This is a genomic window from Pseudohongiella sp., from assembly GCF_040877505.1.
Taxonomy (GTDB): domain Bacteria; phylum Pseudomonadota; class Gammaproteobacteria; order Pseudomonadales; family Pseudohongiellaceae; genus Pseudohongiella.
On sequence record NZ_JBBDNQ010000006.1, the window covers coordinates 226,780 to 240,798 of the forward strand.

Annotated in this window: 13 protein-coding genes and 1 pseudogene; all 14 read left to right on the forward strand. The window is 55.0% G+C overall.

The annotated features are described in order from the left end of the window. Positions 1 to 3 precede the first annotated feature (3 nt). The 14 genes and pseudogenes from WD071_RS01135 (at position 4) to flhF (ending at position 13,977) form a co-directional block, all read left to right on the forward strand. Complete coding sequence (locus WD071_RS01135) at positions 4 to 1,026, forward strand: flagellar assembly protein FliH (protein WP_368046445.1); 1,023 nt, start codon at positions 4 to 6, stop codon at positions 1,024 to 1,026. Next, a pseudogene (fliI, locus tag WD071_RS01140) lies at positions 1,023 to 2,339 on the forward strand (flagellar protein export ATPase FliI); the annotation flags it as partial. The gene WD071_RS01135 and the pseudogene fliI, both read left to right, overlap by 4 nt. A gap of 152 nt (positions 2,340 to 2,491) precedes the next feature. Continuing rightward, positions 2,492 to 2,938 carry a flagellar export protein FliJ gene (gene fliJ, locus WD071_RS01145; RefSeq protein ID WP_368046446.1) on the forward strand — a complete coding sequence of 149 codons (447 nt, stop codon included), beginning with the start codon at positions 2,492 to 2,494 and terminating at the stop codon, positions 2,936 to 2,938. A 161-nt stretch (positions 2,939 to 3,099) separates the two neighbouring features. Beyond that, positions 3,100 to 4,758 carry a flagellar hook-length control protein FliK gene (locus tag WD071_RS01150; RefSeq protein WP_368046447.1) on the forward strand — a complete coding sequence of 553 codons (1,659 nt, stop codon included), beginning with the start codon at positions 3,100 to 3,102 and terminating at the stop codon, positions 4,756 to 4,758. A gap of 233 nt (positions 4,759 to 4,991) precedes the next feature. Beyond that, positions 4,992 to 5,483 carry a flagellar basal body-associated FliL family protein gene (locus WD071_RS01155; protein WP_368046448.1) on the forward strand — a complete coding sequence of 164 codons (492 nt, stop codon included), beginning with the start codon at positions 4,992 to 4,994 and terminating at the stop codon, positions 5,481 to 5,483. An 18-nt stretch (positions 5,484 to 5,501) separates the two neighbouring features. After that, positions 5,502 to 6,470: a flagellar motor switch protein FliM gene (gene fliM / locus WD071_RS01160; RefSeq protein ID WP_368046449.1), complete on the forward strand. Its 969-nt coding sequence runs from the start codon at positions 5,502 to 5,504 to the stop codon at positions 6,468 to 6,470. 61 nt (positions 6,471 to 6,531) lie between these two features. Beyond that, positions 6,532 to 6,894, forward strand: coding sequence for a flagellar motor switch protein FliN (gene fliN / locus WD071_RS01165; protein ID WP_368046683.1), 363 nt, complete (start codon positions 6,532 to 6,534; stop codon positions 6,892 to 6,894). A 70-nt stretch (positions 6,895 to 6,964) separates the two neighbouring features. Beyond that, positions 6,965 to 7,327, forward strand: coding sequence for a flagellar biosynthetic protein FliO (gene fliO / locus WD071_RS01170; RefSeq protein ID WP_368046450.1), 363 nt, complete (start codon positions 6,965 to 6,967; stop codon positions 7,325 to 7,327). Continuing rightward, positions 7,327 to 8,160 carry a flagellar type III secretion system pore protein FliP gene (gene fliP / locus WD071_RS01175; RefSeq protein ID WP_368046451.1) on the forward strand — a complete coding sequence of 278 codons (834 nt, stop codon included), beginning with the start codon at positions 7,327 to 7,329 and terminating at the stop codon, positions 8,158 to 8,160. The genes fliO and fliP overlap by 1 nt, the downstream gene beginning before the upstream one ends. Positions 8,161 to 8,165: 5 nt before the next feature. After that, positions 8,166 to 8,435 carry a flagellar biosynthesis protein FliQ gene (gene fliQ / locus WD071_RS01180; protein ID WP_368046452.1) on the forward strand — a complete coding sequence of 90 codons (270 nt, stop codon included), beginning with the start codon at positions 8,166 to 8,168 and terminating at the stop codon, positions 8,433 to 8,435. 5 nt (positions 8,436 to 8,440) lie between these two features. Next, positions 8,441 to 9,214: a flagellar biosynthetic protein FliR gene (fliR, locus tag WD071_RS01185; RefSeq protein WP_368046453.1), complete on the forward strand. Its 774-nt coding sequence runs from the start codon at positions 8,441 to 8,443 to the stop codon at positions 9,212 to 9,214. Positions 9,215 to 9,259: 45 nt separating this feature from the next. Then, positions 9,260 to 10,393, forward strand: coding sequence for a flagellar biosynthesis protein FlhB (gene flhB / locus WD071_RS01190; protein ID WP_368046454.1), 1,134 nt, complete (start codon positions 9,260 to 9,262; stop codon positions 10,391 to 10,393). 249 nt (positions 10,394 to 10,642) lie between these two features. Then, a complete protein-coding gene (gene flhA / locus WD071_RS01195; RefSeq protein WP_368046684.1) occupies positions 10,643 to 12,781 on the forward strand; it encodes a flagellar biosynthesis protein FlhA in 2,139 nt (712 codons plus the stop codon). A gap of 47 nt (positions 12,782 to 12,828) precedes the next feature. Continuing rightward, positions 12,829 to 13,977 (forward strand): flagellar biosynthesis protein FlhF, encoded by a 1,149-nt coding sequence (gene flhF / locus WD071_RS01200; protein ID WP_368046455.1) that lies wholly within the window; start codon positions 12,829 to 12,831, stop codon positions 13,975 to 13,977. Positions 13,978 to 14,019: the final 42 nt, after the last annotated feature.

Here is a 14,019-nt window from a genome sequence, read left to right on the forward strand (position 1 = left end):
AGCATGATGCAGCGGCATATTTTTGACGGGACCACCCGTGTCAGTCAGAAAAATCTGGAAGAGCTCCCGGTCATGCGCTGGATGCCGCCAACCATCAGTGCCGGCGGGAAACTGATTCAGGCCGAACCGCGCCCGGATTCGCCGTTGCGTCAGGCTGTCGAGCAGACGACGGCGCGCAGCGATGAGACCGGAGCAGCGCCCGCACAGACCAAAGACTCAACATCCACAGCAGACAGCATGCAGGCCTACGAACAGGCCCGTGAAGAGGGTCTGCTGTCAGGTCGTCAGGAAGGTCTGCAAAAAGGCCTGGAGGAAGGCCGCCGACAGGGTCACGAGCGCGGGCTGCAGCAAGGCCTGGAAGAGGGCAGGAAACAGGGCAGCGACAAAGGCTACCGGGAAGGTACGCAGAAAGCCGAAGCCGAGCTGCGACAGGCATTAAAGACATTAAACGGCATGATGACCCAGCTAAGTCACGCCATCAATGAACAGGATTACCAACTGGAAAAAGCGCTGCTGGACCTGAGTCGCGAAATCGCACGCAACGTGGTTCAACGCGAATTACTGATAGACAGCAGTCATATCATGAAAATTGTCAGGCAGGCACTGGCAACATTGCCGCCGAGCCGGGACAACGTCCGTATCCTGATCAATCCCGCAGATCAGCCGCTGGTGCAGCAGGCTGCCGATGAAGGCGGCGAAAACTGGCGTGTGGTGGCGAATCAGCACATTGACCGTGGTGGTTGTCGGGTGGAAACTGATCAAAGTGCGGTTGATTTTACGACCGGCGAGCGCTTTGCCCAGGTTATTGAGCAGATTGTTCAGCGTCAGTTTGCCGACGACGATACCGCAACGGATGTGCCGGCCGGTGAAGCATTTGAAGAGGCCCCCGAACCAGTGGTCAAGGCACCGCGTGAGACGCAGAAAGCTGCCGCGAAACGCAGTCTCGCTGAAGAGGCAGCGGCGCTGGCCGACGATGATGCGGGCAGCGATGCAAATCAACAACCTCCGACAGAAGACAAACCATGACAGCCCGACAGAGCCTTGCACAACGGCTGCGCCGCTATCAGCCGACAAAACACCTGACAGTCAGTCCCGTTATCGTGGGCAAGTTGACACGTGTTGTGGGATTAACGCTGGAAGCAGTCGGTTGTAATGTGTCGCTGGGTAGCCGCTGCCTGGTCAGCCACAGTAGTGGCAAGGAAATCGAGGCAGAGGTTGTTGGTTTTGACGGGCCACGTATCTTCCTGATGCCATTGTACAGTGTGGAAGGCTTGCAGCCTGGCGCGCGCGTGGTGCCTGCGCCCAGCGTACAGCGGCTCTGGGTGGGCGACGGTTTGCTGGGCAGGGTGCTGAATGGTTTCGGCGAACCTATCGACGGCAAAGGTCCGGTTTCGATACAGAGTTGCAGTGAAGCAAAACCCGTGCGAGCGATCAATCCCCTGAAACGACAGCCGATACGTGAGACTCTGGACGTAGGCATTACTGCGATAAACGGGTTGCTGACGGTGGGCCGGGGACAACGTATCGGTTTGTTTGCCGGCAGCGGTGTCGGTAAAAGTGTGTTGCTGGGGATGATGACACGGTTCACTGAAGCTGACGTGATCGTGGTCGGCCTGATCGGGGAGCGTGGCCGCGAGGTTAAAGAATTCATTGATGAGATTCTGGCCGAAGAAGGTCTGGCCAGATCAGTGGTTGTGGCGTCGCCGGCTGACGATTCGCCTTTGATGCGTTTGCGCGCGGCCATGATTACGACCCGCATCGCGGAGGGGTTTCGTGACCAGGGCAAAGATGTATTGATGCTGATGGATTCGTTGACGCGTTATGCCATGGCGCAACGTGAAATCGCATTGGCAATCGGAGAACCTCCCGCAACCAAAGGCTACCCGCCATCGGTATTCGCACGCATTCCGCAATTGGTGGAGCGTGCCGGCAACGCCGACAGCGGCGAGGGTACCATTACGGCATTTTATACAGTCCTGACCGAAGGTGATGATCAGCAGGATCCGGTTGCCGATTCGGCGCGAGCAATTCTCGATGGGCACATCGTATTGTCGCGGACATTGGCCGAGCAGGGCCATTATCCGGCTATTGATATCGAAGCGTCCATCAGTCGTGTGATGCCGGCAGTAGTCAGTGCCGACCACCTGGCCAAAGCCCAGTTGTTTAAACGGGTGTATTCGCGTTATCAGCAGAATCGTGATCTGATCAGCGTTGGTGCCTACACCACGGGAGCAGACAAGGATATTGACTTTGCCATCGAACGAATGCCGCACCTGCGTCAATTTTTGCAGCAGGGATTGACCGAGAATGTTGGCATGATCGACGCTGTACAGCGTTTGGGTAAAGCTATCTCACCCGCCCCGGGGCGTTCACTTCCGGGGGCAGGCACCGGCGCTGCAGGCCCTGGCAATGTTACTCAACTGCAACCGCGAACGACCCTGGGTGGCAGTGACAGACCCGGTCAGCCTGACAAGCAATCAGGCAATGCCTCTTGAATCGCGTCAAGCGTATGCAGCCGGTACTGCGTCTGGCCGGGCTCGAGGCAGACAAGGCGGGTCGGGCATTGGCCATGATGCAGCAGCGTGTTCAGGCTGAGGAAAACAAGTTGTCCCAGTTGTACGCCTATCAACAGGAATACAGGAATCAGATGCAGGTGTCCGGTCAGGCGGGCATGACGGTCGACCGCTTGCGGCTGTTTGATGGTTTCCATCAGCAACTGGATCGCGCAATCAACCACCAGCGAGAACTTATTGAGCACATGCAAAAGGATCAGGAGCGGGTACGCGAGCACTGGCGCAAACTTGATATCCGCCACAAGAGCCTGGAGAAAATGCTCGAACGGCTACAGCGTGATGCTGATGTTCAAACGGCACGGAATGAGCAACGCAATCATGATGAGTTTGCCCGTCGTCGCTCGTCTGACTCCGGCTGGTCCTGATGCTGCTCCAACCCCCCTCCGTGCTCGCGCGTATACGCATCGACGCTGCCCCTGATCAATCTGGCAGGTTTCTTGCTAAGTCCCTTACTGAGTAGATTGTAAAGCCACCGTTCATTGCCGTGTGGGTACTGACTTGTGGCAATCAAGCAGAGGGATGGGACATGTTGGTAACTGTTGATTTGATGTCAATTGTTGGCGCCGCATCGCCGGCGGCGAAGACGCGTGGGGCTGGTGACTCCGATGCCGGGGCATTGGGCTCCTGGCTGCTTGCCGCAGATGCCAGTTCAGCATCGTCTGATGGCAAGGATATGATAAACAAGCTTTTTATGTCCTACGCCAGTGATGGCAAGGCCGACCCTGAAGGCCGCTTTGCCGCGGATTTGAGAGCCCTGTTAAGCGCTCACGGGGTGTCGTTACCCCCAGAACAGTCGCTGTTGTCACTGCCGTCAGGTGCTGCGGTGCCAGAGCTGGACGGCGCCCTGGGCGAGCAATTGGGGTGGAGCGTTGATGAGCTGCTGCAGATGTCTCCGGGTGCACTGGCGAGCGGAAATAGTTTGCCTCTGGATGACCAAAGCTTGCCGTCCGCGCTGAGTAACTGGCTGGCGGCGCTGTCGATGCCGGCGGGGGAATCCCCGGCGGGTGTTGCAGAGGGCCTGACTCCGGCTAACAGTTCCGTCGCGCAATTGCTGGGTGGCAGCGGCACGCCTGGCCAGCCTGGTAAGCCAGGCGGGGCACTGACACCGGCAGGCGGACCGATCGTTGAATCAACAGCGCTTGGTGGCGCCCTTGTTCAAGGCGCTGCCCTAAGTGCTTTGTCACCACCCGTCGGTGGAGCGCCTGTGCCGGGAATGATGGCCGCAGCAAAAGGTGATTCAGTTGCGGCGCTGGCGACTGATGTCAGCATGAATGCGCCCGATCCGGACGCAGAACACGATGCCTTGATGCTCCGGTCCCCGGTGCCCGCAGACACAAACCGACAGACCTCGGAAACAGCACTGGCGAGCCTGCCGGGCAGTCAGAAAGTTGCGTCAGAAGTAGCCAATGTCAGCGCTTTTCGCTCAATTCAATTCAATCAATCGGGCAGCGCCACTGATGATGGTCAACCCATGTCGGCTGACATATTAAAGACCAGTGCGCCACTGGAACGTAATCAGGCGATAGCCAGCCAACTGAGCGCATCGTTGTTGTCGGGCATCAGTGCTGAAAACCCGGCAAGCCCGAATGCCGTTTCAGGTCAGGCTGCCAACGCGGCTCTGAATGCAGCCACGGCTGACGATGGCACTTTGTTTAACAGAGCTGATCAACGAATGTTTGCCACCGAAAACGCGCAGCAGGCGCAATCACAGGCGGCCCAGCAGTCAGCCACCCGGACTGCCGATGGCCTGCCCAGATTCACCATGGATACCGCCTTTGGGCAGCAAGGCTGGTCAGACAGCCTGGGCAGACAACTATTGGTGATGAGCAGTCAGGGCATCACTTCTGCGCAGATCCGCCTGGATCCGCCAGAACTCGGTAGTTTGACGGTCAAGATTCAGATGTCTGCCGATCAACAGACCAACGTCAGTTTTGTCAGTCAACACGCCACAGTGCGGGAAGCGCTGGAGCAGCAGCTTAGCCGCCTGCAGGATTTGTTCCGGGATCAGGGGCTGAATTTGCAGGATGTGTCAGTGTCTGATCAGTCGCCACAACAACGCGAAGATGAGGCCAATGGGCAACAAAATCAGGGCACGGGCTCTGGCTCAGAGTCAGGCGAACAGGAAACAAGCGCCAGCGAGCCGGTGCTGGTGCGTTCCGAATCCCTGATCGATTTCTACGCCTGAACTCTCTCGCCCTGTGATACACGCATCGGGATAGCGTCAAACACTCGTCTGATCCGTCTCGCCAATTTTGTTCGTAGCGTCACTAAATTGGCGAGTGTCTTTTTTTCTAATCGCTATATAATTGATTAGTAATAAGATACCGTCTTATTTAGAGAGTGGCACAAGCTTTGCTTCTGTCACAATGACATGGTGAAATATTTCAACCCGTGCGGTTGAGGTCAGGAACGTTTTGTATGGCGGATGATGACGAGGTAGTTGCCGTTGCAGGCAGCAAAAAGTGGCTTTTCATTGGCGTGATCGCCATTGTTGTATTGGCCGCTGTTGGCGGCGGAGCCTGGTTTTTTCTGATGAATGGCAATGCAGAACCGGCGGCAGATCTCGCCGAAACTGCTGTGCCGGCGCGAGATCCGGTGCAATATCTTGAGTTGACGCCAGCGTTTATTGTTAATTTTCCGCACCAGGGTCGGCAGCGCTTCATGCAGGCAACGGTTACTGTCATGGCCCGCGATGCTGCTGCCCTGAACGCAGTGGTTCAGCACATGCCGGTTATTCGCCACAACCTCATCAACTTGTTGAGCGCGCAGTTGATCCTGGTGTTTGAAGACCCTGCAGGCATTGAGCGATTGCGCCAAATGGCTACCGACGAGGTCAATCAGGTATTGCAGCGCGAGATTGGCAGGGAAGGCATAGAACAACTGTTGTTTACCAACTTTGTTATGCAATAGGAAACTGGAGACGCATTGATGCAGGATTTGTTATCACAAGACGAAATTGATGCCCTGTTGCATGGCGTTGATGATGGTGCTGTTGATACTGATTTGGATGATGATCCTACGCAGGTACGTTCCTATGACCTGACCAGCCAGGACCGGATAGTGCGCGGGCGGATGCCGACACTGGAGATGATCAACGAACGCTTTGCCCGCTATACCCGGATCAGCCTGTTCAATCTTCTGCGCAGAACTGCTGACGTATCGCTGGGCGGCGTGCAGATCACCAAATTTGGCGAGTACCTGCATACACTTTATGTACCTACCAGTCTTAATCTGGTGAAATTCAGGCCTCTGCGTGGCACTGCTTTGATTGTACTTGATGCAAAACTGGTCTTTAAGCTGGTTGATAACTATTTTGGCGGCGACGGTCGGCACGCAAAAATTGAAGGGCGTGAGTTTACACCAACCGAGTTGCGTGTAGTGCAAATGGTGCTGCACCAGATATTCACGGATCTGGGTGAAGCCTGGCGTAATGTGTACAAACTGGAATTCGATCATTTGCGCTCGGAAGTGAATCCGTCAATGGCAAATATTGTCAGCCCTAGCGAAGTGGTTGTGGTCAGCAGCTTCCATATCGAACTGGACGGAGGTGGTGGCGATATCCACGTGACCCAGCCGTATTCAATGATCGAACCGATTCGCGACCTGCTTGATGCCGGTATGCAGAGCGACGTGGACGAGCACGACGAGCGCTGGGGTACAGCGCTCAAAGAACAGATCAAAGATGCCAGCGTTGAGTTCAGTTGCCATTTGTTTGATAGAAAAATTTCATTGCGTGATGTGGTTGATCTGGAGGCCGGTGATGTCATCCCGGTCGAGATGCCAGAGACAGTTGTGCTGAAAGCGAACGGGATTCCCATGTTTGAAACCCGATTGGGAACGTCCAATGGCAACCTGGCGTTGCGTATCGAAGGTGTGCATCGCGAGCGCGAGGCATAAATGAATCGAAAACATAACAACAGCTGCGGAGGCGAACACGGTGAGTAAAGACGATCAGGCAATGGCCGACGAATGGGCGGCTGCAATGGAAGAAGACAAGCAGCCGGGCAAGGACGTTGCAGACAGTGGCAAAGGTGAAGGCAGAGGTGAGGGTAAGGCTGGCTCCCCGGACCTTGATGTTATTCTTGATATTCCGGTCCGAATCTCAATGGAGGTCGGCAGTACGGCGATCACCATCCGAAACCTGCTGCAGCTGAACCAGGGCTCGGTGATAGAACTTGATCGCCTGGCCGGAGAGCCGCTGGATGTGCTGGTGAATGGCACGCTGATTGCCCATGGTGAAGTTGTTGTGGTCAACGATAAATTCGGTATCAGAATGACAGATGTAATCAGTCCGTCTGAGCGGATCAAAAAGCTTCGCTAATCACAGCGCGTACCTGAATCAGATTAATTTTGGCACAGACAGCGTTTATTGAAACGCCGGGAAACAGGACATGGCTGAATCATCTGCCACCGCCGATGCGGCAAGGCAAGGCGCAGAAAGTGCCGCTGGTCAGGGCGCCATCTTTGCCGGTGGCTCGGATGCCATGCTGCAGACTGCGATCTGGCTGCTGGTTATTGTTGGTCTGATTCTGCTGCTGGCCTGGGCGGTGCGACGGTTTACCAATATCGGGCCAAGAAGCGTGGGTGGCATGCGTGTGCTCAGCGCACTGCCGGTTGGCAATCGTGAGCGTATCGCACTTGTGCAGGTTGGTGACAAACAATTATTGATAGGCGTGGCGCCCGGGCATGTCAGCACATTGCACGTGTTTGATGAAAATGTTCTGGAAGCACCGACCGCCAGGAAAACACCCTGATGCAGCGCTCCATATTCTTTTGTTTGCTGGTGTTCAGCCAGTTCTTTCTGCTTGCCCCTGCGGTTGCCCAACAGGATGCTGATCAAACCACCACTGAAAACGCTGCTGGAACCACCACCATTGAAGATGCCCTGTTGGGTGGTGACAACCTGAGTAGTGGCATACCGGCCATGTCGGTGACCACCGATGCCGATGGCAATCAGCGATACACGGTAACCATTCAGATCCTTGCCATCATGACAGCGCTGACCTTGCTGCCAGCGCTGGCAATGATGATGACGTCTTTTACCCGGATTATTGTGGTGTTTGCCATTTTGCGGCAGGCGCTGGGTTTGCAACAGACCCCGTCCAACCAGATTCTGCTGGGATTGGCCCTGTTCTTGTCCATATTCATCATGACGCCGGTGTTTCAGCAGGTTAATCAGAACGCACTGCAACCGTATATCAATGAAGAAATCAGTGTGCAGGAAGCGCTGGCACAAGCTGAGGGCCCGTTCCGCACGTTTATGGCGGCACAAACCCGGGAGTCTGATCTGCAGTTGTTTCTCGATCTGGCTGATACCGGGCCGGTCAATGGCATTGAAGATGTCCCCATGACGGTGTTGATACCTGCATTTGTCACCAGTGAACTGAAAACCGCGTTTCAGATTGGTTTTCTGCTATTCATACCGTTTCTGGTCATCGACCTTGTGGTGGCCAGTGTACTGATGGCCATGGGCATGATGATGTTGTCACCTATCATCATCTCACTGCCGTTCAAGATCATGTTGTTTGTGCTGGTGGACGGCTGGGCCATGATTATTGGTACGCTGGCCATGAGTTTCGGAGTCTGACGCCTATGACACCTGATGTGGCCGTAAATATCTGGCGCGAAGCCATGTGGCTGATAGTGCTGCTGGTTGCTGTAATCGTCATGCCAAGTCTGTTAGTCGGTCTGGTCATCAGCACCTTTCAGGCGGCTACCCAGATCAACGAACAGACACTGAGTTTTTTGCCAAGATTGCTGATTACCCTGGTTGTTATCATCGTAACCGGTCCGTGGCTGCTGCGACGCATCATGGAGTTCACCGAGCGACTGGTACTCAGCATACCCACGTTGGTCGGGTAGGGATTGTGCCTGAATTTACCGATGCAGAAATAGGCGCCCTGGTAGGCAGTTTTTTGTGGCCGATGTTTCGTATCATGGGCTTCTTTCTTGCTGCGCCAGTACTGGGTTCGGACTTTGTTCCGGTGCGGGTACGGCTGATCCTGGCGGTCGCGGTTTCGATACTGGTGGCACCTACATTGCCCCCGGTACCCGCGTTCGACGGTTTGTCATTGACAGTCATGATCATTGTTCTGCAACAGATTCTGATCGGTGTTGCGCTGGGCTTCTTTCTGCAGATGCTGTTTCAGATATTTGTATTGCTGGGGCAGATGATCGCCATGCAGATGGGACTTGGTTTTGCGTCCATGGTGGATCCGGCGAACGGCGTAAATGTTGCGATTGTCAGTACATTTTATCTGATGTTCGTGACGGTGTTGTTCATTTCATTTGACGGGCATCTGGTCATGATCGAAGTGATTGCCGACAGCTTTGTACAGGTACCTATTGCCACCACGGGCCTGGATGTTGATGTCTACTATCAACTGATCAGTACCATAAGCTGGGTTTTTTCCAGCGCGGTATTGCTGTCTTTACCGGCATTGACGGCATTGCTGATGACCAATTTTGCGTTCGGCATCATGACGCGGGCTGCACCACAGATGAATATCTTTGCCCTGGGTTTCCCGGTTGCTCTGATGTTCGGCTTGTTTGTCATCTGGTTAAGCATGGGCTTTTTTCTGGATGCGGCCGTAGGCATCTTTAACGAAATGTTTATTCGCCTGCGAGCCTTGCTGGAATAACCCGCACCCTCTCTTTTTACGACAGCAACAGAGACAGAACAAACCATGGCAGAACAGGATTCTTCGGCGGAAAAAACCCAGGAACCCACCTCGAAACGCCTTGAGAAAGCGAAGGAGGAGGGGGATACCGTCCGCTCGCGCGAACTCAATACAATGGCCATTCTCATCGCCGGTTCGGCTGCCTTGCTGATGTTCGGTGGGCTCATGATTCAGTCCCTGGCGGGCCTTATGGCGCACAATTTTGTTCTGGAGCGTGAACAGGTATTGGACACTGCCGCCATGCTCAGCCACCTTAATGTGTCGGCGATGCAGGGTCTGCGCTCTCTGTTGCCGGTGTTTGGTGTGTTATTGGTGGCGGCAGTGCTGGGTCCTATTGGCCTGGGTGGCTGGAACATGAGCATGAAGGCGGTGATGCCCAAGGCCAGCCGCATGAACCCGTTTTCCGGGCTTAAGCGGATGTTTGGCCCCAAGGCCTTGATGGAGTTGGCCAAGGCGGCAGCCAAGGTCGTGGTTGTTGCCGCCATTGCACTGGTTATCATGGCATTCAACTGGGAGCGTATTCTGGGCATCATGGCCGAGCCGTTGCTACCGGCCATGGGACATAGCCTGATCATTCTTGGCTGGTCGGTGCTGGCCATGTCCTGTGCCATGATTCTGATCACGATTGTTGATATTCCGTTTCAGATTCAGTCCCATACCCAGAAACTTCGTATGACGTTTCAGGAGGTCAAGGATGAGATGAAAGACACGGATGGTAAACCCGAGGTCAAGCAGCGTATCAGACAGTTGCAGTATCAGATGACACAAAACCGGATGCTGTCAAACCTGCCTAAAGCCGATGTGGTCGTGACCAACCCGCAGCACTACGCAGTCGCCCTGAAATACCAACAGGGGGCCAGCACCGCGCCGGTCATGATCGGCAAAGGCGCCGACTTTATGGCCTTGCGTATCAGGGAAGTGGCAAAAGAGCACGATATCCCGATCGTGGAATCGCCGACTCTGGCGCGCGCCATTTATTACAATACCGATCTGGACGAAGAAATACCCGAAGGCCTGTATAAAGCAGTGGCGCAAGTGCTTGCCTATGTATTCCAGCTTCGTCAATACCGGCACAAAGGCGGGCGCCGTCCGGTGCTGGCGGATAACCTTCCGGTACCAGAAGATCTGCAACACGATTGATGGGCCTACGATAAAGCCAACGGCAATTATTTTCCGCCGGACGGCAAAAAATATTCCTGCTCCGGCAAAATGAGCACGACTTTTGCAACACCCTCCTGGTAGGACATAAAAGGCTGCAGATTCGACTTGATCAGCTGTTAAAGCGTCAAGATTTTGGACAAAGCGCCTGTTCACTGACGGCATTCGATTGTCAGTGACGTTGACCTCGCTGAATTTTGGCTACCACACCAGGTTGGTATGTAATTTATGATGAATTTAGGTGGCAATCTGAACAGAGCTACGCTGGCGACCAATGCCCGTAATCTGACAGAAGGTAATCTCGGGATACCGATATTGCTGCTGGTGATTCTGGCAATGATGACGTTGCCTATTCCACCGATTCTGCTTGATGTATTTTTCACCTTTAATATCACTCTCGCCCTGGTTGTGTTGTGTGTTGCAGTTTATGCAATGCGGCCACTGGATTTTGCTGTTTTCCCGACCATCCTGCTGGTTGCCACCTTGCTGCGTCTGGCGTTGAATGTGGCCTCCACGCGTGTGGTTCTGCTCAATGGGCATGAAGGAGGCGCAGCGGCGGGCAGGGTTATCGAATCGTTCGGTGAGGTGGTGATCGGCGGCAACTACGCGGTTGGTCTGATCGTGTTCCTGATTCTGATCATCATCAACTTTGTTGTGGTGACCAAAGGTGCCGGTCGAATCGCCGAGGTCAGCGCCCGTTTCACTCTGGATGCGATGCCCGGTAAGCAGATGGCAGTCGATGCCGATCTGAACGCCGGCATTATTGATCAGGAGTCAGCGCGCACCCGGCGCCAGGATATTACTCAGGAGGCTGATTTTTATGGCGCCATGGATGGTGCCAGCAAATTTGTCAAAGGTGATGCCATTGCCGGTATCCTGATCCTGGTGATCAATATGGTGGGCGGTCTTGCCATAGGCATGATGCAACATGGCCTTGATTTTACCACTGCGACTGAACGTTATGCCTTGCTCACCATCGGTGATGGTCTGGTCGCCCAGATTCCGGCACTGGTGCTGTCTACTGCCGCAGCCATCATGGTGACCCGCAACAACAACGCGGAGATGATGGGCTCGCAGGTTATCAGTCAGATGTTTGCCACCCCTCGTTCGCTGGGTATCGCAGCGATGGTTCTGTTTGTCATGGGTATCGTGCCGGGAATGCCACATCTGGCGTTTCTGTCGCTGGCCCTGCTGGCGGCGGCTGGCTCGGTAACCATCTACTTGCGGCAACAGCGGGAAGCCACTGCCGTGGATGATGCAGCCACTGCGGACAAAACGGCGCAGGAAGAAAAAACCGCAACCGAGCAACAGGAGCTGGGCTGGGGTGACGTGACGCCGGTTGATGTGGTTGGCCTGGAAGTCGGGTACCGGCTGATACCGTTGGTGGACAAGAACCAGGGCGGACAATTGCTTGCCCGCATTAAGGGTATCCGCAAAAAACTGTCGCAGGAACTCGGTTTTCTGGTGCCTTCGGTTCATATTCGCGACAACCTGGATTTGCAGCCCAATGAGTACCGCATCAATTTGATGGGCGTCAACATCGGCGGCGCAGAGATTCACCCGGAACGCGAAATGGCGATCAATCCGGGTCAGGTCTATGGTAAGGCTCAGGGCATAGCCACCAAGGATCCGGCGTTTGGCCTGGATGCGTTGTGGATAGAGTCCGCCCAGCGCGACCAGGTGCAATCTCTGGGGTACACGGTGGTCGATGCCAGCACGGTGGTTGCAACCCACATGAATACTCTGTTGCACAAACATGCGCACGAATTGCTGGGCCACGACGAAGTTCATGAACTGTTGGGCATTCTGGGCAAATCATCCAAGAAACTGGCTGAGGAACTGCCCAGCCAGATCAATGGCAATATTTTGCGCAAGGTGCTGCAAAATCTGCTGCAGGAAGGTATTCCCGTCAAAGATATGCGCAGTATCGGCGAAGCATTGGCGTCTGCTGCGGGCAGGAGTCAAGATCCCGTCGCTCTGACTGCCGCTGTGCGTGTCGCGTTGTCCCGCGTCATCGTCCAGGGCATCTATGGAAACAAGGCTGAATTGCCCGTTATCACCCTGGATCCAACACTGGAACAGATATTGCTTAAAGCAGTACAACAAGGCACGCAGCAGCAGGATGGCGGTTTTGTCGACGACAGCGTGGTTATTGAGCCTGGTATTGCCGAGCGCCTGCAACAGTCGCTAATGCAGGCGGCACAACGGCAGGAAATTGCCGGTAACCCGGCAGTCCTGCTGGTGGGAGCACCCTTGAGGTCGTTACTGAGTCGTTTTGTCAGGTTTACCCTGTCCGGTGTCAAGGTTCTGTCCTATCAGGAAATACCGGACAACAAGAAAATTACGATTGTAGCAACGATTGGTCAGTGATGATCGTTGATCGGAATAACAGCAAAAATGTGATGTGAGGAGCAACAATGCAGCTTAAAAAGATCCTGGCCAAAGATATGCGCCAAGCACTGCTTCAGGTGCGTGAGGAACTGGGCGATGACGCTGCCATTTTGTCAACGCGCAGTCTGGCAACCGGTGGGGTTGAGGTTATCGCGACACTAAGCCCGGCCCCGGTGATGAAAAAGGAGTCTGCTGCGCCGGCACCTTTGCCGACAGTCAGCAAGGCAGAGATGGGCGCTATGCGCAATGAACTCCACAGTATCAGGACCTTGCTGCAGCAACGACTCAACGGTCTGGGCTGGGAACAGTTCAGCAGTCAGTCGCCCTTGCAGGCAGTCATCTGGGAGCGTCTGTCGGCAATGGGTGTGCCCGGCTTCCTCAGCCGTCAATTGTTAAGTACAGTCAAGCCGGGCAAAACCCTGGACCAGGTCTGGAAGCAGGTGCTGGGCAGTCTGGTCAAAGCTCTGCCCGTGCTGGATCATGACCCGATCGAGCAAGGTGGTGTATTTGCCTTTCTCGGGCCGACCGGTGCCGGCAAAACCACTACCATTGCCAAGCTGGCGACCCGTTATGTCTTGCAGCATGGCGCTCAGGATGTTGCGCTGGTGACGACAGACAGCTTTCGCCTCGCCGCTCATGAGCAGTTGCGAACCCTGGGGCGAATTCTGGGCGTGAACGTGAGGATTGTGGATAATCAGCACTCGCTGGACGAAACGCTGGACAGTCTGGGGCATAAACAGCTGGTTCTGGTCGATACCGCCGGTTTGCCGTCGCACCATCCAGAGCAGCAGCGGCAGTTGAATTTGTTGCGCGATCAGCCTCAGGTCAACAAGTGGCTGGTGTTGCCGGCGACCAGTCAGGCGCAGGTTTTGCGCGCTTCCTGGAAAACCTGTTCGACTGCGAATGTTTCTGCGTGTATTCTCACTCATCTGGATGAGGCATGTGTGCTCGGTGAAGCCCTGGCTTTGACAATAGAGCGCGATTTGCCTGTCGTTTATGAAACCTTCGGTCAGGCGATTCCTGATGATATCGCTCTGGCGCAGGCACAGTCGCTGGTCAAGCGCGCAGTAGCGCTGGGTCGGCAGCAAGCGTCGGTGCCGGTGGAAAAGGAACGGCTGATGACCGAATACGGTAGTCGGTCACCGGCAGAGCTGCGCGTTGCAGGTCTGAATTAGCGGTAAACCGGCATTGGCCGGATACAGACAGTTGGGGAGAGA

Bases quoted from the DNA above. Each gene is read 5' to 3' on its own strand.
- WD071_RS01135 (WP_368046445.1), top strand. From the start codon at position 4: ATGATGCAGCGGCATATTTTTGACGGGACCACCCGTGTCAGTCAGAAA.
- WD071_RS01150 (WP_368046447.1), top strand. From the start codon at position 3,100: ATGTTGGTAACTGTTGATTTGATGTCAATTGTTGGCGCCGCATCGCCG.
- WD071_RS01155 (WP_368046448.1), top strand. From the start codon at position 4,992: ATGGCGGATGATGACGAGGTAGTTGCCGTTGCAGGCAGCAAAAAGTGG.
- fliM (WP_368046449.1), top strand. From the start codon at position 5,502: ATGCAGGATTTGTTATCACAAGACGAAATTGATGCCCTGTTGCATGGC.
- fliN (WP_368046683.1), top strand. From the start codon at position 6,532: ATGGCCGACGAATGGGCGGCTGCAATGGAAGAAGACAAGCAGCCGGGC.
- fliO (WP_368046450.1), top strand. From the start codon at position 6,965: ATGGCTGAATCATCTGCCACCGCCGATGCGGCAAGGCAAGGCGCAGAA.
- fliP (WP_368046451.1), top strand. From the start codon at position 7,327: ATGCAGCGCTCCATATTCTTTTGTTTGCTGGTGTTCAGCCAGTTCTTT.
- fliQ (WP_368046452.1), top strand. From the start codon at position 8,166: ATGACACCTGATGTGGCCGTAAATATCTGGCGCGAAGCCATGTGGCTG.
- flhB (WP_368046454.1), top strand. From the start codon at position 9,260: ATGGCAGAACAGGATTCTTCGGCGGAAAAAACCCAGGAACCCACCTCG.
- flhA (WP_368046684.1), top strand. From the start codon at position 10,643: ATGAATTTAGGTGGCAATCTGAACAGAGCTACGCTGGCGACCAATGCC.
- flhF (WP_368046455.1), top strand. From the start codon at position 12,829: ATGCAGCTTAAAAAGATCCTGGCCAAAGATATGCGCCAAGCACTGCTT.